This is a genomic window from Streptomyces sp. NPDC059740 (assembly GCF_042733155.1).
GTDB lineage: Bacteria > Actinomycetota > Actinomycetes > Streptomycetales > Streptomycetaceae > Streptomyces.
Map to the genome: position 1 here is coordinate 18512 of NZ_JBHWGP010000008.1, position 17746 is coordinate 36257.

Sequence of the window (17746 nt, forward strand, 5' to 3'; positions counted from 1 at the left end):
GCCGCATCCGGCCGGCGCCACCGGCCCGTCCAGGGGCCGCGGCGCGGTCACGGCGTCGCCCGGCGGGCCGTGGCGAAGCGGGGCCGCTTGTTGAGGTCGGGGTGGTCGGCCGCGTCGGCCCAGCCCCGCTCCTCGGTGAAGATCCAGGGGACCTGGCCGCCCTGGGTGTCGGCGTGCTCGACCACCACGATGCCGCCGGGGCGCAGCAGCCGGTGGGCGGTGCGCTCGATCCCGCGGATGGTGTCCAGGCCGTCCTCGCCGGAGAACAGCGCGAGCTGCGGGTCGTGGTCGCGGGCCTCGGGCGCCACGTACTCCCACTCGGTGAGCGGGATGTACGGCGGGTTGGAGATGACCAGGTCGACCTGGCCGTCGAGCTCGGGCAGCGCGGTCAGCGCGTCACCGTGGTGCAGCTGCACCCGGGAGCCCTCGACGTTCTTGCGGGCCCACGGCAGCGCCTCCTCCGACAGCTCCACGGCGTGGACGCGGCTGCGCGGCACCTCTTGGGCGAGGGCCAGGGCGATGGCCCCGGAGCCGGTGCACAGGTCGACGATGAGGGGCTCGACCACGTCCATGGCGCGCACTGCGTCTATGGCCCAGCCGACGACGGACTCGGTCTCCGGGCGGGGGACGAAGACGCCGGGGCCGACCTGGAGCTCCAGGTAGCGGAAGAAGGCCCGTCCGGTGATGTGCTGGAGCGGTTCGCGGGCCTCGCGGCGGGCGATCGCCTCCCAGTAGCGGGCGTCGAAGTCGGCGTCGGCGACCCGGTGCAGGTCGCCCCGCTTCACCCCGTGCACGTGCGCGGCGAGTTCCTCGGCGTCGAAGCGCGGCGAGGGCACGCCGGCGTCGGCCAGCCGCTGGGTGGCCTGGGCCACCTCGGCGAGCAGCACGGACCGGGAACCCGGCCCGCGACCGAGTCGCTGAGGGTCGCCGTGACCCCCGGGAGAACGCTGCACTGGGCTCCTCCTACCGGTGTCGTACAGGTCGTGCGGGGTGGTGCGGGTGGTGCGGGTGACGCGGTCCTGCGGGGTGGACGCGCCTACTGGGCGACGGCCAGCTTGGCCGCGGCGTCCGCGTCGACGCAGGCCTGGATGACGGGGTCGAGTTCGCCGTCGAGCACCTGGTCGAGGTTGTATGCCTTGAACCCCACGCGGTGGTCGGAGATGCGGTTCTCGGGGAAGTTGTAGGTGCGCACCCGCTCGGAGCGGTCGACGGTGCGGACCTGGCTGCGGCGGGCGTCGGAGGCCTCGCGTTCGGCCTCCTCCTGAGCGGCGGCCAGCAGCCGGGAGCGCAGGATGCGCAGCGCCTGCTCCTTGTTCTGGAGCTGGCTCTTCTCGTTCTGGCAGGAGACGACGATGCCGGTGGGCAGGTGCGTGATGCGCACCGCGGAGTCGGTGGTGTTGACCGACTGGCCGCCGGGCCCGGAGGAGCGGTAGACGTCGATGCGCAGGTCGTTCGCGTTGATCTCGACCTCCACCTCCTCGGCCTCGGGCGTGACGAGCACGCCGGCGGCGGAGGTGTGGATGCGGCCCTGCGACTCGGTGGCGGGCACGCGCTGCACGCGGTGGACGCCGCCCTCGTACTTCAGGCGGGCCCAGACGCCCTGGCCGGGCTCGATCTGGCCGCGGGCCTTCACAGCGACCTGGACGTCCTTGTAGCCGCCGAGGTCGGACTCGTTGGCGTCGAGGATCTCGGTCTTCCAGCCCAGGCGCTCGGCGTAGCGCAGGTACATGCGCAGCAGGTCGCCGGCGAACAGCGCGGACTCCTCGCCGCCCTCGCCGGCCTTCACCTCGAGGATGACGTCCTTGTCGTCGCTGGGGTCGCGCGGGACCAGCAGCAGGCGCAGCTTCTCGGTGAGCTGCTCGCGCTCGGCGCTCAGCTGCTTGACCTCGTCGGCGAAGTCGGGGTCGTCGGCCGCCAGTTCGCGTGCGGTCTCGATGTCCTCGCCCGTCCGGCGCCAGTTGCGGTAGGTCGCGATGATCGGGGTGAGCTCGGAGTAGCGCTTGTTCAGCCGCGTCGCCTCGCGCTGGTCGGCGTGGACCGCGGGGTCGGCGAGCCGCTTCTCGAGGTCGGCGTGTTCGCCGATGAGTTCCTCGACCGCCTCGAACATCGTGGCTTCCTTAAGGGGGCTTCAGGGGCGTGGTGCCCGCAGGGGGCCTGGACCGCTTCAGCGGGCCCACGAGGCGTGGGCCCGCTGACGAAAGGCGCCGGGCCCCGGCCGTCCGTTTGCGGGACGACCGGGGACCGACGCCTTGAGGGTCGCTACTTCCGTCCGGTCCCGGCGTTCTTGCCGAAGCGAGCCTCGAAGCGGGCCACGCGGCCGCCGGTGTCGAGGATCTTCTGCTTGCCCGTGTAGAAGGGGTGGCACTCGGAGCAGATGTCCGCGCGGATGGTGCCGCTGCCGACGGTGCTGCGAGTGGTGAACGAGGCGCCACAGGTGCAGCTCACCTGGGTCTCGACGTACTCGGGGTGGATGTCGCGCTTCAAGGGATCTCCTAGGTTCGGGAGGGCTCCGGGTCGTGGCGCGGGTTGCGGCACGTGAACCGGGACCGACGGTCCAGTCTGCCAGGACCGCCCGCACAGGACCAAAACGGGGGTGGGGGGTCGGGTATTCCCGCACCTCCGCGCCCCGCCGCCGGAGGGCGGTACGGGGGCGGAGGTGCGTCCGGAGTGGTCCCTGGCGGCTACTTCACGTAGTCGGAGGTGCCGCCCTTGTCGCCGACGGAGCCCCTGGTGGCCTTCGCGGGGATCGGACGGTCGTGGCGCAGGGCGTTCCAGACCTGGTGGTCGGCGGTGGCCATGGGCAGGACGCGGGCCGCGTCGTTCGGGTCGTAGGTGACGGGCAGGGTGACCATCTTGATGGCCCCGGAGTCGATCCCGCCGAGGTCCTTGGCCAGCCCGGTCAGCTTGGAGACCGAGTCCAGTCCGGTGTCGGTGGTGACGGCCTGCGTCGCGGTGTCGGCCACCCGGTAGAGCCGGGTCGGGTCCGAGAGCAGTCCACCGCTCTTGACCTGCTGCATGAGCGCCTTGATGAAGGTCTGCTGGAGCTGGATGCGGCCCAGGTCGCTGCCGTCGCCGCCGGGGACGCCGTGGCGGGTGCGGACCAGGCCGAGGGCCTGCTCGCCGCCGAGGGTGTGGGTGCCGGGCCTCAGGTGCAGGTGGCTGTCGTCGTCGTCGATCGGCTTGGTGGTGGTGATCTTCACGCCGCCGAGCGCGTCGATGATCTTCTTGAAGCCGGTGAAGTCGACCTCGACGAAGTGGTCCATGCGGATGCCGCTCATCGACTCGACGGTCTTCACCGCGCAGGCCGGTCCGCCGGAGGCGTAGGCGGTGTTGAACATGGCGTCCTGCTCGCCGGGGACGGTCTTGCCGTGCTCGACGCAGTCGGGGCGGTCGACGAGGGTGTCGCGCGGGATGCTGACCACGCTCGCCTTCTTGTGGCCGGGGTAGACGTGGACGACCATCGCGGTGTCCGAGCGCGCCCCGGTGTCGCCGCTGCCGTACTTCGCGTTGGAGCCGGCGCGGGAGTCGGAGCCGAGGACGAGGATGTCCATGGAGCCGTCGTCGGGGTTCTTCGGCCGGTCACCGCCGAGCGCGGCGTTGATGTCGACGCCCTTGAGGTTGCCGTTGAGGTGGAAGTACAGGTAGCCGAGGCCGGCTCCGGCCAGGACGACACAGCTCACCAGCGCGCACAGGACGATCTTCAGCGCGCGGCGGCGCGGGTCGGGGCGGCGGCGGCGACGGCCGCTGGCCCGTATGCCGCCGGGACGGGGTCGGCCGGCGTTGCCGCCCGGGCTGTTGTCCGCCATGTTCTCCAGTCCTTCGTTCCGTCGGCCCACCGCCGACGGCCGGTCGTTTCTCGCCACGTGCGCGGCAGGACAGCTCGACGGGAAGGGTCGCACAGCGCCCTGGGCGCACGGCCGGGGCCGAAGTGCCCCTCCGGCGCCGCCGACAAGCCTCGCTTTCCGCCCTCACCTGCACATTCGTCCCGTTGGCCGGCTTTTCGCAGCCCCGGTACGCCGTCTGCCCCTGTGCGCAAGCTCTCAGACCCGGCTCCACCGAAAATCCACATGCGGTTCCCGGTGCAGGGGCCCGCGCAGATCGTCGGCGCTCCGGCCCGGGAAGCCGGTTCGGTGCCCGGCCGGGCCGCGCGGCTGCGTCCGGCGGTGGGCCCGGCTGCGGTGCCCGCCCGCGCACCGGCACGGTGGCGCCGCGGCTGTCCGGGGCGTTCAGGGCGGCTGTGCGGGCTGCCGCGGAGGCGGGACGGCCGAGGGCCCCGCCCTCCCGCGGTGGGGAGGACGGGGCCCTCGGTGGTACTCCCGTGCCGGTGTGGACCGGCGCGGCACGCCGACCATGAGGTCAGTCGTTGCCGTTGCCCGGGGTGGGCGTCGTCTTCTGGATCTGGAGCAGGAACTCCGCGTTGGACTTGGTCTGCTTCATCTTGTCCAGCAGGAGCTCGATGGCCTGCTGCTGGTCCAGCGCGTGCAGGACGCGGCGGAGCTTCCAGACGATCGCCAGCTCGTCGCTGGAGAGCAGGATCTCCTCCTTGCGGGTGCTGGACGCGTCGACGTCCACCGCGGGGAAGATGCGCTTGTCCGAGAGCTTGCGGTCCAGCCGCAGCTCCATGTTGCCGGTGCCCTTGAACTCCTCGAAGATGACCTCGTCCATGCGGGACCCGGTCTCGACCAGCGCGGTCGCCAGGATGGTCAGCGAACCGCCGTCCTCGATGTTGCGCGCGGCACCGAAGAACTTCTTCGGCGGGTAGAGCGCGGTGGAGTCCACACCACCGGAGAGGATGCGCCCGGACGCCGGGGCGGCCAGGTTGTACGCGCGTCCCAGACGGGTGATGGAGTCCAGCAGCACGACGACGTCGTGGCCCAGCTCCACCAGGCGCTTGGCCCGCTCGATGGCGAGCTCGGCGACGGTGGTGTGGTCCTCGGCCGGCCGGTCGAAGGTCGAGGAGATGACCTCGCCCTTCACCGACCGCTGCATGTCGGTGACCTCCTCGGGCCGCTCGTCGACGAGGACGACCATGAGGTGGCACTCGGGGCTGTTGTGCGTGATCGCGTTGGCGATCGACTGCATGATCATGGTCTTGCCGGTCTTCGGCGGGGCCACGATCAGGCCGCGCTGGCCCTTGCCGATGGGCGAGACCAGGTCGATGATCCGGGTCGTCAGCGCGTTGGACTCGGTCTCCAGGCGCAGCCGCTCCTGCGGGTAAAGCGGCGTCAGCTTGTTGAACTCCGGTCGGCCGCGGCCCTGTTCGGGGGCGACGGAGTTGACCGTGTCGAGCCGGACGAGCGCGTTGAACTTCTCGCGCCGCTCACCCTCGCGCGGCTGGCGCACCGCACCGGTGACGTGGTCGCCCTTGCGCAGGCCGTTCTTGCGGACCTGGGCGAGGGAGACGTACACGTCGTTGGGGCCGGGCAGGTAGCCGGAGGTCCGGATGAACGCGTAGTTGTCGAGGATGTCCAGGATGCCCGCGACGGGGATCAGGACGTCGTCCTCGGCGACCTGCGGCTCGTTGCCGAAGTCCTCGCGTCCGCGGCGGCCGCGCCGGTCCCGGTAGCGACCACGGCGACCGCGGCGACCGCCGTCGAAGTCGTCGTCGTTGTCGTTGTCGCGGCGGTTGTCCCGCTGGCCGCCGCGCTGCTGGTTGTTGTTGCCGCCGGACTGGTTGTCCTCGTTGCCGCCCTTGCCGCCGCGGCGGTTGTCCCGCTGGCCACCGCGCTGCTGGCGGTCGTTCTTGCCGCCGCGGTCCTGCTGCTGCCGGTCGCCGCCGCCCTTGCCGGAGCGGCCGTCGGCGGTCTCGTTGGCGGTCTCGCCGCGGGTGTCCTGCTTGCCCTCGCGGGGCTCGGTCTTGGTCTCGGTGCGCGCCTCGGTCTTGAGGTCGCCCTGCGCCTCGGGGGCACCGGCCGCCGCGGTCGCGCGGCGCCGGCGACGCTCGCCGGCGGGCTGCGCCTCACCGGCGGGCTGACCGGGGATGTCGATCTGCTGCTGCTCGGTGGCGCGGGCGGCGTTGTCCGCGGGGGCCTGCTGCTCGGCGGCCTCGCCGGTGCGGGCCTTGGAGGTGGCGCGGCGCTTGGGCTTGGTCGCGGCCTCGCCCTCGGCGGCGGTCTCCTTGGCGGGCGTGGCCGGAGCGGTTCCGGAGCCCGCGCCCTGACGCTCCCGGATGACCTCGATCAGCTGGCTCTTGCGCATCCGGGCCGTGCCCTTGATGCCGAGGCCCGAGGCAACCTGCTGGAGCTCGGCCAGAACCATGCCCTCAAGGCCGGTGCCGGAACGGCGACGCCGGGTGGCGCCGGTCTGGGCGGCACCGTTGGCAGGCGCGGCAGAGGCGTCTGAGGACGCACTGGCATTGCCATCGGTGCGTACGCCCATCAGATCGGTGGTGTCGCTCACGAAGGGTCCTTCCCTGGAGCGGGCGTCGGCCTGTCTGGCTCGGCGACCGGTTGTGCTGTCCGGCTTGCGGTCCTTCGGTCTGTGCGGACCGGGCCGGGGCGGTGGTCCCGCAGTGAAGACGGCGGGAAGATCATTTGAGTTCCGGCGAGAGGGGATGCCAAGAGATCAGGCGTCGCTCACGCCGATTCCGGAGCATGCACGCTTCTGCTCAGGCATGTGCTCCAAGCAGGTGGGGAGGCTCCCGGAAGAAGGTCTGTCCCGATGGGGGACACGAAGCACCGCGCCACACGGGCGTCGAGCACTGCTTTGAGATTAACACTACCGGCTCCATCAAACATTCCCCCTCTCCAGACCGGCAATCGTGGGACGGCCGATCGTCGATCACCCGGCGAGCGGCAGCACGCACGCGCCCGCCGCGTCGAGGGCGAGCCGGTTGGCGGCCCATCCCTCACCCGCCAGCCGTGCGACCTTGTCGGCCGCACCGTCTTCGACCAGCGCGAGCACCGTGGGGCCCGCGCCGGAGATGACCGCGGGGACGCCGTCCCCGCGCAGCCGGTTCACCAGCGCCACGCTCTCCGGCATCGCGGGAGCGCGGTAGTCCTGGTGGAGACGGTCCTCGGTCGCCGCCAGCAGCAGTTCGGGGCGCCGGCTGAGCGCCTCGACCAGCAGCGCGGCGCGGCCTGCGTTGGCGGCGGCGTCACTGTGCGGCACCGTGCGGGGCAGCAGCCCCCGGGCGGTCTCGGTCAGGACCGGCCGGTCCGGGACGAACACCACCGGCACGACCGACTCGTCGGGATCCAGGCGCACCGCACGCGCCGCCCCGGTGTCCGTCCAGGCCAGGGTGAAGCCGCCCAGCAGGCACGCCGCGACGTTGTCCGGGTGCCCCTCGATCTCGGTCGCCAGCTCCAGCAGGGCGGCGTCGTCGAGTCGCTGGTCGCCGCCTATGGTCACGGCTCGCGCGGCGAGGATGCCGGCGCAGATGGCCGCGGAGGAGGAGCCGAGGCCGCGTCCGTGCGGGATGCGGTTGGCGCAGACGATCTCCAGACCGCGCGGCTGGCCGCCGAGCACCTCGAACGTGCGGCGCATCGACCTCACGAGCAGGTGGCCCTCGTCGCGCGGCAGGGTGTCCGCGCCCTCGCCGGCGATGTCGATGTGCAGGCCGGTGTCGGCCACCCGCACCACGACGTCGTCGTAGAGCCCCAGCGACAGGCCGAAGGCGTCGAAGCCGGGACCGAGGTTTGCGCTGGTGGCGGGGGTGCGCACCCGGACGGCGGCGGCGCGGAACGCGGGACCGGCCATCGCTCGATGACTCTCCTTGCTTGATGCGGCAGTGATGCCCCGGGACCGTCGGCGCCGAGGGCGGACGACCGGAGGGGTCTGTTTCTGACCTGCCCGACACACCACTGCGCTAAGCGCCGCGGCGGGGGGAGTTGTGACCAGCCTATCGAAGGAAGGTTCTGGCGCGACATAGGGCGCACGACTGACTCCGGCTGCGTGTCGCCGTGCGCCGGGAGTGCGCGTGGGCCGCGTCGCCGGTGAAACCCCTCCCCCAGGCATTTGCTGGGTTTGCGCTGGTGATCACCTCGGCGCCGGTGCACCCCGGAGCCCCGGCCCGGCAGCGCGCCGCACGGGGGCGCCGCCGGGCGGGTTCGGCGGGGGCCTACGCCAGGCCGAGCCGCTCCGCGGCGGCGTCCGCGTCGACCGGCACCACGACCGGCTGCGGCGCGCCGGCCACCGCCCAGTCGGGGTCCTTCAGGCCGTTGCCGGTGACCGTGCACACCACGCGCTGTCCGCGCTCCAGCGTCCCGGCCTCGGCGGCGGCGAGCAGACCGGCCACCGAGGCGGCCGAGGCCGGCTCCACGAACACGCCCTCCTGGGCGGCCAGCAGGCGGTAGGCGGCGAGGATCTGACGGTCGGTCACCGCGTCGATCCGGCCGCCGGAGTCGTCCCGGGCGGCCTCGGCGAAGGACCACGAGGCGGGGTTGCCGATACGGATGGCGGTGGCGATGGTGTGCGGGTCCTTGACGACCTCGCCCCGCACGATCGGCGCGCTGCCGGAGGCCTGGAAGCCCCACATGTGCGGGGTACGGGTGGCCAGGCCGTCCGTCGCGTACTCCCGGTAGCCCTTCCAGTACGCCGTGATGTTGCCGGCGTTGCCGACCGGCAGCACGTGGATGTCGGGCGCGTCGCCGAGCATGTCGACGACCTCGAAGGCCGCCGTCTTCTGCCCCTCGATGCGGGAGGGGTTCACGCTGTTCACGAGTGCGACGGGGTACTTCTCGGAGAGGCCGCGGGCCAGGTCGAGGCAGTCGTCGAAGTTCCCGTCGACCTGGAGGATCTTCGCGCCGTGCACCAGCGCCTGCCCCATCTTCCCCAGCGCGATCTTGCCCTGCGGGACGAGGACGGCACAGACCATGCCGGCGCGCACCGCGTAGGCGGCGGCCGAGGCGGAGGTGTTACCGGTGGAGGCGCAGATGACCGCCTTGGCGCCCTGCTCCTTGGCGTGGGTGATCGCCATGGTCATGCCCCGGTCCTTGAAGGAACCGGTGGGGTTGGCGCCCTCCACCTTCAGGTGGACCTCGCACCCGGTGCGCTCGGAGAGCACCTGGGCGGGCACGAGCGGGGTGCCGCCCTCACGGAGGCTGACGACCTCGGTGTCCGGGCCGACCGGCAGCCGGTCGCGGTACTCCTCGATGATGCCGCGCCACTGGTGGCTCCGGGCGGCGACAGGCGCGGACGGGCCGCTGACTGCTGTGGACATGATCTTCCTTACTCCCCTTCGACCCGCATGATGCTGGCGACGTCCCGCACGGTGTCCAGTTCCCGCAACGCCTCGACCGTACGGGACAGTTCCGCGTCGGTGGCCCGGTGGGTGACGACCACGAGCGAGGCCTCACCGTCCTTGCCCTGCTGACGGACGGTGTCGATCGACACCCCGTGCTCGGCGAAGATCAGCGCCACCTGTGCCAGTACACCCGGTTTGTCGGCCACGTCGAGGCTGATGTGGTACCGGGTGACCACATCGCCCATCGGGCTGACCGGCAGCGCCGTGTAGGCCGACTCCCCGGGACCGGTGGCGCCGCCGAGCTTGTTGCGGCATACCGCGACGAGGTCTCCCAGGACCGCGGAGGCCGTCGGCGAACCGCCCGCGCCCGGCCCGTAGAACATGAGCTGCCCGGCCGCCTCCGCCTCGACGAAGACCGCGTTGTAGGCCTCGCGCACCGAGGCGAGGGGGTGGCTGAGCGGGATCATCGCCGGGTGCACCCGCGCGGTCACCGAGGACCCGTCGGCCGTGCGCTCGCAGATGGCCAGCAGTTTCACCGTGCAGTCCATGCGGCGGGCGGAGGCCATGTCGGAGCCGGTGACCTCGGTGATGCCCTCGCGGTGCACGTCGTCGATGGTCACCCGGGTGTGGAAGGCGATGCCGGCCAGGATCGCGGCCTTGGCGGCGGCGTCGAAGCCCTCCACGTCGGCGGTCGGGTCGGCCTCGGCGTACCCGAGCGCCGTCGCCTCGTCCAGCGCCTCGCTGTAGCCGGCGCCGCTGGTGACCATCCGGTCCAGGATGAAGTTGGTGGTGCCGTTGACGATGCCGAGGACGCGGTTGACCTTGTCGCCGGCCAGCGACTCGCGCAGCGGGCGGACCAGGGGGATGGCCCCGGCGACCGCGGCCTCGTAGTACAGGTCTGCGCCCGCCTTCTCCGCCGCGGCGTGCAGCGCGGCGCCGTCGGCGGCGACCAGCGCCTTGTTGGCGGAGACCACGCTCGCGCCGTGCTCGAAGGCCGTGGTGATCAGGGTGCGGGCGGGCTCCACCCCGCCGATCACCTCGACGACCACGTCGATGTCGCCGCGCTTGACCAGCGCGGTGGCGTCGGTGGTGACCAGCTCGGCCGGGACGCCCGCACGGACCCTGTCGGGCCGGCGCACCGCGATGCCGGCGAGCTCCAGGGGCGCACCGACGCGGGCGGCGAGATCGTCGGCCTGCGTCGTCATGATGCGCGCCACCTCTGAGCCGACGTTCCCACAGCCCAGCAGCGCCACCTTCAGCGGACGCGTACGCATCATTCGACCCCTGCTTCTCCTCGACACAGCTTCGCTCCCCTCGCCTCCGGCACTGCCGCAGGCGGGAGCCCCTCCGGGCGGACCCGGGCCCACCAGTCTCCCCGACGGGGCGGAGGTTTCCGCCCTTCGTCCAGATGACGAGACGATGATTTCATCATCCGACGTCCAGCCGCAGGAGATCTTCCTCCGTCTCCCGGCGGACCACGACACGGGCCTCACCCTCGCGCACCGCGACGACGGGGGGCCGCAGCGCGTGGTTGTAGTTGCTGGCCATCGACCGGCAGTAGGCGCCGGTGGCCGGCACCGCGATGAGGTCGCCGGGCGCCAGGTCGGCGGGGAGGAAGGCGTCCCGGACCACGATGTCACCGCTCTCGCAGTGCTTGCCGACGACCCGGCAGAGCATCGGCGGGGCCTCGGAGGCGCGGGAGACCAGCGCCACCGAGTACTCGGCGTCGTAGAGCGCGGTGCGGATGTTGTCGGACATCCCGCCGTCGACGCTCACGTAGGTGCGCAGCCCCTCCAGCTCCTTGATGGTGCCGACCTCGTAGAGGGTGAAGGTGGTGGGGCCCGCGATGGCGCGCCCCGGTTCGACCGAGAGGCGGGGCACGGCGAGGCCGGCCGCCGCGCACTCGCGCGTGACGATGTCGCCGAGCGACTTGGCGATCTCGTGCGGCTCGCGCGGGTCGTCCTCGGGCGTGTAGGCGATGCCGAGGCCGCCGCCGAGGTCGATCTCGGGCAGCTCGACGCCGTGCTCGTCGCGCACCTCGGTGAGCAGCGCTACCACGCGCCGGGCGGCCACCTCGAAACCGGCCATGTCGAAGATCTGCGAGCCGATGTGGGAGTGGATGCCGACCAGTTCCAGCGAGTCCAGCCCGAGGACGCGCCGGACGGCCTCCGCGGCCATGCCGTCGGCCAGGGCGATGCCGAACTTCTGGTCCTCGTGGGCGGTGGCGATGAACTCGTGGGTGTGGGCCTCGACGCCGACGGTGACGCGGATCTGCACCCGCTGCCGCCGGCCGAGCCGCCGCGCCACGTCCGCGACCCGCACGATCTCCTGGAAGGAGTCCAGGACGATGCGTCCCACACCGGCCTCGACGGCCCGGGTGATCTCCGCGGTGCTCTTGTTGTTGCCGTGCAGCGCGATGCGCTCGGCGGGCATGCCGGCGTCCAGCGCGGTCGCCAGCTCGCCGGGCGAGCACACGTCGAGGTTCATGCCCTCCTCGTGGAGCCAGCGCACCACGGCGCGGGAGAGGAAGGCCTTGCCCGCGTAGAAGACGTCCGCGCCTTCCCCGAAGGCGTCCTTCCAGGCCCGGCACCGGGCGCGGAAGTCCGCCTCGTCCAGGATGTAGGCCGGGGTGCCGAACTCCTCGGCGAGCCGGCGCACGTCGATGCCGCCCACGCTGACGACGCCGTCGGGGCCCCGGCCCTCGGCACGGCGCACGGTGCGGGACCAGACCCGGCCGTCCAGGCCGTTGAGGTCGGTCGGGGGCGGCGAGTAGTGGCCCTCAGGAAGGACGTCGGCGTGGCGGGGGCCGGCGGGGTGGGCGGAGCGGCTCATGGTGGTTCGAAGTTCCCCTCGGTGGTTCACAGGTGTGCGGGCGCGGTGACGCCGAGCAGGTCGAGGCCGCCTGCGAGCACCGTCCCGGCGGCTTCGGCGAGCGCCAGCCGGGCGCGGTGGGCGGCCGAGGGTTTCTCCTCGCCCTTCGGCAGCGGCGGGCAGAGGTCATTCCACCGCGTGAAGACGTCGGCCGCCACTTCGAGGTGGCGCACGAAGCGGTCCGGCGCGCGACGGCGGGCGGCCAGCTCCAGCTCGGTGGGGTGGGCGGCGAGTGCCGCGCAGAGCGCCCCGGTCGCCGCGACCGCCTCGGGGCCGTCGGCCAGGACCTCGCCGGGCTCCGCGTCGAATCCGAGCCGCCCGGCCTCCCGCGACAGCGCGTGGGCCCGGGAACGGGCGTACTGGACGCGGAAGCGCGGGTTCCGCTCCCGCTGCACGGGCCGCTCGGGCAGCCTCGGCAGGTCACCCGCGGCCGGACGCAGCAGCGCCCACCGCAGGTCGTCGGAGCCGAGGCGGGCGAGGAGCGCGGCCTCCAGCAGGTCGGCTTCCCGGGGGTCGGCTTCCCGGATGTCCGGCTCCGGCCGCCCGGGCTCTCGGGCGGCCGGAGCCGGAAGGACGGGCGAGGCCGCGGAGACGGACTCGGCGGGGCGGCCCGCGGACGGCGCCCCCGACCCGGTCAGCCACTGCGGCGGACGCACCGCGAGCGGGTCCACGGCTTCCGGTGCCGCGACGGGGACGCCGGCGGCCGCGGTCAACCGCTCCAGCACCTCGGCCGTCACCCGGGCCCGCAGGTGCGGGGCGGGAACGAAGGCCGCGGCCGCTCCGGCAGCGCCTGCGGGCGAGCCCGAGGAGCCACCCGGGCCTGCGGAGCCGCCCGGGCCGGCGCCGGGATGCAGGTCCACCCGCCCGAAGGCGGGACCGGCCGCACGGATGCGGCGCACGAGCTCGACGGGGGCGCCCTCGTCCAGGACGACGTTGACGAATCCGGGCCCGGCGACCTCGGCCCGCTCGATCCCCGGCACCGCCGCCAGCCGCCGGCTCACCAGCGCGGCGACCTCGGCCGCCGGGAGCCCCGCGGGTCCCGCCAGGCGCAGGGCGATGCTCGACGCGTAATGGGCGTCCTCCGCCCCTTCCGGAGATCCGCCGACCCTGCGCACGGCACGGACGGCCGCCTGCCGCGGGTCACGGGGAACCGGAACGTCCAGCTCCCTCGCCGCCACGGCATCGCGCACGCAGCGCAGCACGGCGTCGGAGAGCTCGGCGGGGGTCACACCCCCAAGCCTATGGGAGACCCCCCTCAGGGCCGCGACCCGGATTCCCGGCGGTCCGGAGCCGAGCCGTCCGACGCCCCGCCGACCGCGCCGCCTCCACCACCGCACACCGGACGCCGCACCCCCGCACCGCACCTGCCGTCCGGTGCTACCGGCGCCTCACCCCTCCTCGGCCGAGGAGGCGTCCTCACCGCGACCGGTGCTCTGGCTCTGGGCGGCCAGCCGCCGTTCGGCGAGCTCCCGGACCGTACGCACCAGCTCCACCGGCTCGAAGGGCTTGGCGACGAAGGCGTCCACGAGGGCCATCGAGTAGCCGGTGGCCGCCTCCGGCTCGTGGCAGGCGCTCACTATGGCGACCGGCAGGTCTCTGGTGCGGGGGTCGGCGCGGAGCTGCGCGACCGTCTCCATGCCTCCCAGTCTCGGCATGGTGACGTCGAGCGTCACGACGTCAGGGCACACCTCGTGGACGACGTCGAGACACTCGACACCGTCAACCGCGGTCACGACCTCGAAGCCCTCCAGCTCGAGATTGACCCTGATCAGCTGCCGGATCACCTTGTTGTCGTCGACGACAAGGACCCGGCCGGACAACCCAGGCACCCTTCGAGATTAGGCGCGTGAGCCCCTCCCCGGGCCACTTTCCCCCACTTCTCACCCGGCTTGAGCGACCTTCCCGGAACCACTGGCACCTCCCCCTGTCCTGCGCTAAGGCCTTCCCCGAAGGCCCCACGGCCACCCCTCCCCCACGAGGCCCACCCCCGCCTCCGGGGCGGCGCGGGCACCCCCCGGTCCTGCGAGGAATCCTTTCCGCGCGGAGGCCGCCCCCGGGGTGGGTACGGTGATGCCGGGCCCTCCCCCGCACTCGCCCGCCACCGCCACCGCCCTTGCACAGGCGTCCCCCCGGCACCGGAACGCCCTGCCGAGACCCGAATCTCTGCGCCGGTCACTCCCGGCCGACCCCAGGCGCCGCAACCAGCCCCACAGACCGCCGCACACCTCGCCCCGGGCACCACCCACCGCACTCCCCGAACCCGTTCCTGATCACCCCACCGGAGCTGGTAGTGTTCTACCCGTCGCCGCGAACACCGGCGGCAACGCCCCCGTAGCTCAGGGGATAGAGCAACGGCCTCCGGAGCCGTGTGCGCAGGTTCGAATCCTGCCGGGGGCACTCGCCTACAGCCAGCACAGATCATGCGCTGAGCGGGGCGGATGCCGGGAAGAGAGGGAGCGGGAGTCATCGACTCCCGCTCCCTCTCTTCGTCTCTCACGGATGGCGCGTTTCTGCGACATCCGCGCCCCACATCTGACAAGCTCCGTCGGCCTCAGGACCGTCCCGGACCGCGACCGGCCCCATCCGTCCGTGCTACGGACTGCAGAGTTCGTCCACCGCTTCCTGCCAGTCCTCTGTTCTTCCTTGCCTCCAGCCAGTTCTCCCGAGCCTGGTCGACCTCGACCTTCTGGGCCTCGGTCGCCGTCTCGTCCGGTGGCTGCGCGGCTTCCGACTCCTCGAGCCTGTCTCGGCCTCGGACAGCTGGTTCAGCCTGAAGGCTGTCTCCTGCCCGGCTTTGGCCAGGCCGGCCTTGGCGTGCTCGCAGACTGGGATCCGCACCTGTCCTCCTCGGGAAACCCGCTCGACGTACGTAGCCGGATCGGGGCCGGCCTCGTGCCGCCTGCGAACGGGACGACCGCCCTCCTCGCGCACGCTGATGCCCGTCCCACCCCAGGCCGCGAACGCGCTCGCGGGTCGGGAGTTCTGCACTGTTCGACGGACACGCACCGCGGCCGCAGTGGGGCGGCATACCGTGAGCTCTCCGTTCGACGACGGGAGGGTGCGGCGGTGCAGGGCGCGGGCAAACCGCCGCGCTCGTGCCGCGGTCGGCGTCGCTGCTGCACGGGCGCGCACGGCGGGACCCGGCCTGCGTCACTCCGAACCAGGGGGCATACTCGGTAGCATAAAGAGCATGAGCGAGCCTACCCAGAAGTACTCGATCACGATGCCCCGGGACATCGCCGAGGCCGCCCGCGCCCGTAGTGGTCACTCCGGTCTGTCGGCCTACGTCGCCGCCGCCGTCGCTCGGCAGATCGAGCGCGACAACCTCAACGAACTCATCGAGGTCGCGGAGGCGGAACACGGCCCCGTCACCGAGGACGAGGTGCAGGCCCTGCGCGAGCAACTGCACCAGGCGCGGGCGCAGCAGGCCGGCGAGCGGGAGAGCGCGGCGTGACACGCCCCTCGGCCACCCCGGGCGGCACGCTGGTACTGGACAGCGAAGGACTGGCCAAAGCCGTACGGCGAGACCGGGCGATCACCTCCTGGCTCGCGCTCGCCCGGGCCGATGACCTGCGTGTGACCACGTCCGCAGCCACCTTGGTGGAAGTGGTGCACCCGCGTGTGAACCGTCCCGCACTGGAATGGACCCTCTCCCGAATCGTCGTGGAACCCGTGACCGAACCGATCGCTCGCCATGCCGCCGCTCTCCTCGCCGACGGCAGTCTGCACGGCCACAAGCACGCGATCGACGCCATGCTGAGCGCGACCGCCCTCGCCTCTCCCGGACCTGTCACCATCCTCACGTCCGACCCGGACGACATCACCAGGCTCTGCGGGTCGCAAGCCACGGTCATCAAGATCTGAGGACCGCACGCCACTGCTCCTCGCCGACACCGGCCGACCTGCGGAGTCCGGCACCGGTGTTCACAGCCCGTGCTCGTCCATCAGCCGCATCAGGTTCCGCTTGCGCTTCTGAGCGGTACGCAGGGCGGTGACGTACGTGGTGAAGTCGTCCGGTGTGCCCAGGCGTCGATGGCAGTCACGGATGCTCAGGAGCAGGTTGACGAGCTGCTCGTAGACGGCGTTGCCCGTGCGGCGGGTGAGGGGCTCGGCCAGGCGCAGGTAGACCCTGAGAGCGTCGGCGGGGCGGGGGGCGCGGGTCCGGTCGGCGAGCGTGAGCCACTGGTCGTCGTGAGCGCCGAACTCCGTGGCTGCCTGCCAGGCCGCGTCGACCTCCTTGTCGTCCAGCAGCACGTCGACCAGGACGGGACCGCCGTAGATGTCCTTCCGCCCGGCTTCGGCGCGCAGTAGCTCAAGGGCCTTCTCGCGCTCGGTCGGCCAGCGGCCGACGGCCCGCGCGGCGGCGCGCAGTTGCTGGTAGGTGAGCAGGGTGCGGCGGGCGGCGAAGTGCTCGCGGCGCAGGGTGACGGCGTCGGGGAGACGATCCGCCCGGGTGTAGTGGTCGGCGAGGTGGTCGACGAGGGCGGTGTCGACGGCGGCGAGATCGCCGGTGTCCCGGAGGCCGCGTTCGGCCCAGGCCAGGGCTTCGGCGGGGCGGCCGGCGGCGTCCAGTTCGCGGGCGATGACCAGGTGGGTGTGACCGTCCGGCGTGAGGTCGGCGGCGTGCACGGCGATCACCGTGTCGACGTCCCGGCCCGCCCTCGCCAGGCGCTCCATCAGGTACTTCTCGGCCCAGCCGGTGCGGTTGGCCTGCCACGCCCCGACCGCGTGCCGGCGCAGGGCGGCCATTCCCCGCTCTCCGAGCACGTCCTCGTAGTCCAGCGGGTCGACGTCCGTCAGGTCGGCCATGTCGTCGAGCGCGTGAGCGACCAGCCAGTGCGCGAGTTCCTCCGGGTCGGGGCAGGCGGCTCGGCAGGCGTCGTGGTGGGCGTCGGCGAGGTCGGCGCCGGCCTGTCCGAGACCTCCGTCGGAGTCGTCCACGCTCTCCGCCGCCTCGGTCAGCAGCCCGATCGCCTCCCGTGCCAGGGCCACGGCGTCGGCGGCCCGGCCCGAATCGGTCAGCGCCCGGATGGCGGACACCGCCTGCCCTGCCTGGTCCGCGTAGGCGCGGGCATCGGCGTACTCGACGTAGCCGTACCGGGCGAACGGGCCGATGTCGAGCTGTTCCCGTACCCGCGACCGGACCTCGGCGAGGTCGCCCCGGACGGTCGCCGCCCGCAGTTCCAGGCGGCGCCGTACGTTCCGGTCCTCGGCGACCTCCGCCCGTACGACGGTGAGCAGTTCGTCCCGTGACAGGCCGGACAGCCAGGCGTCGAGACTCCGCGCGCGGCCCCGGGCCGCCTGCCGCTGCCGGGGGACGTCGGCAGACCGGGCGATCACTGTCAGACCGAGCGCGACCAGGTGCTTGCAGAAGTTGCCTTCCTGGCCGTACGGGCAGTCGCACTCCCCTGCCGGACCCGTGGGCCCGTCCAGGACCAGCTCCGCCTCGTACCGCTCGGTGCCGTGGACGGACGCCCTGACCCGGTCGGCGCCGACCTCGACTCCCGACACCGCGTCGAGGTAACCGAGCCCGCGCTCGAAGGACCGCGCACCGGCGAGTTTTCTCAACTGCGCTTCCGTGAGACCGTCCACGACTCTCCGCACCACGCCTCGGGCTCCGCTCGACGGCTGTCACCCTAACGGCCCTCGCCCGACAGCACCTCGCGGGCAGCGGGGCACACAGCTCGGCTC

Annotated in this window: 14 protein-coding genes and 1 tRNA gene; 3 read left to right on the forward strand and 12 right to left on the reverse strand. The window is 72.7% G+C overall.

What is annotated here, in order from left to right; all coding sequences use genetic code 11:
- Positions 1–47: 47 nt before the first annotated feature.
- From prmC to ACFV3R_RS12595, 11 genes are all read right to left on the reverse strand, one after another.
- The gene (gene prmC, locus ACFV3R_RS12545; RefSeq protein WP_385579981.1) at positions 48–887 is read right to left on the reverse strand and encodes a peptide chain release factor N(5)-glutamine methyltransferase; all 840 of its coding nucleotides are present in this window, start codon (positions 885–887) and stop codon (positions 48–50) included.
- 149 nt (positions 888–1036) lie between these two features.
- Positions 1037–2107, reverse strand: coding sequence for a peptide chain release factor 1 (prfA, locus tag ACFV3R_RS12550; protein WP_385579984.1), 1071 nt, complete (start codon positions 2105–2107; stop codon positions 1037–1039).
- 152 nt (positions 2108–2259) lie between these two features.
- Positions 2260–2484, reverse strand: coding sequence for a 50S ribosomal protein L31 (rpmE, locus tag ACFV3R_RS12555; protein ID WP_385579989.1), 225 nt, complete (start codon positions 2482–2484; stop codon positions 2260–2262).
- A gap of 197 nt (positions 2485–2681) precedes the next feature.
- Entirely contained in the window at positions 2682–3806 is a 1125-nt protein-coding gene (locus tag ACFV3R_RS12560; RefSeq protein WP_385579991.1) for an LCP family protein, read from the reverse strand.
- Between the two features lie 550 nt (positions 3807–4356).
- Positions 4357–6399, reverse strand: a complete 2043-nt coding sequence (gene rho / locus ACFV3R_RS12565; RefSeq protein ID WP_385579993.1) for a transcription termination factor Rho — start codon at positions 6397–6399, stop codon at positions 4357–4359.
- Between the two features lie 381 nt (positions 6400–6780).
- On the reverse strand, positions 6781–7698 hold the full coding sequence (thrB, locus tag ACFV3R_RS12570; RefSeq protein ID WP_385579996.1) for a homoserine kinase: 918 nt from the start codon (positions 7696–7698) through the stop codon (positions 6781–6783).
- Between the two features lie 361 nt (positions 7699–8059).
- The gene (thrC, locus tag ACFV3R_RS12575; protein ID WP_385579999.1) at positions 8060–9160 is read right to left on the reverse strand and encodes a threonine synthase; all 1101 of its coding nucleotides are present in this window, start codon (positions 9158–9160) and stop codon (positions 8060–8062) included.
- Between the two features lie 8 nt (positions 9161–9168).
- Positions 9169–10461: a homoserine dehydrogenase gene (locus tag ACFV3R_RS12580; RefSeq protein ID WP_385580002.1), complete on the reverse strand. Its 1293-nt coding sequence runs from the start codon at positions 10459–10461 to the stop codon at positions 9169–9171.
- Positions 10462–10612: 151 nt separating this feature from the next.
- Entirely contained in the window at positions 10613–12016 is a 1404-nt protein-coding gene (gene lysA / locus ACFV3R_RS12585) for a diaminopimelate decarboxylase (protein ID WP_385580005.1), read from the reverse strand.
- Positions 12017–12042: 26 nt separating this feature from the next.
- A complete protein-coding gene (locus ACFV3R_RS12590) occupies positions 12043–13284 on the reverse strand; it encodes a DALR anticodon-binding domain-containing protein (protein WP_385580008.1) in 1242 nt (413 codons plus the stop codon).
- A 159-nt stretch (positions 13285–13443) separates the two neighbouring features.
- Positions 13444–13884: a response regulator gene (locus ACFV3R_RS12595; protein WP_385580012.1), complete on the reverse strand. Its 441-nt coding sequence runs from the start codon at positions 13882–13884 to the stop codon at positions 13444–13446.
- Between the two features lie 496 nt (positions 13885–14380).
- On the opposite strand from ACFV3R_RS12595, the gene ACFV3R_RS12600 reads away from it, so the two are divergent.
- The 3 genes from ACFV3R_RS12600 (at position 14381) to ACFV3R_RS12610 (ending at position 15919) form a co-directional block, all read left to right on the forward strand.
- Positions 14381–14452, forward strand: a tRNA-Arg gene (locus ACFV3R_RS12600).
- Between the two features lie 793 nt (positions 14453–15245).
- Entirely contained in the window at positions 15246–15509 is a 264-nt protein-coding gene (locus ACFV3R_RS12605) for a CopG family transcriptional regulator (protein WP_385580015.1), read from the forward strand.
- The gene (locus tag ACFV3R_RS12610) at positions 15506–15919 is read left to right on the forward strand and encodes a type II toxin-antitoxin system VapC family toxin (protein ID WP_385580018.1); all 414 of its coding nucleotides are present in this window, start codon (positions 15506–15508) and stop codon (positions 15917–15919) included. Before ACFV3R_RS12605 ends, ACFV3R_RS12610 begins: the two co-directional genes overlap by 4 nt.
- A 60-nt stretch (positions 15920–15979) precedes the next feature.
- Here ACFV3R_RS12610 and ACFV3R_RS12615 read toward each other — a convergent pair whose 3' ends face one another.
- Complete coding sequence (locus ACFV3R_RS12615; protein ID WP_385580020.1) at positions 15980–17647, reverse strand: SWIM zinc finger domain-containing protein; 1668 nt, start codon at positions 17645–17647, stop codon at positions 15980–15982.
- Positions 17648–17746: the final 99 nt, after the last annotated feature.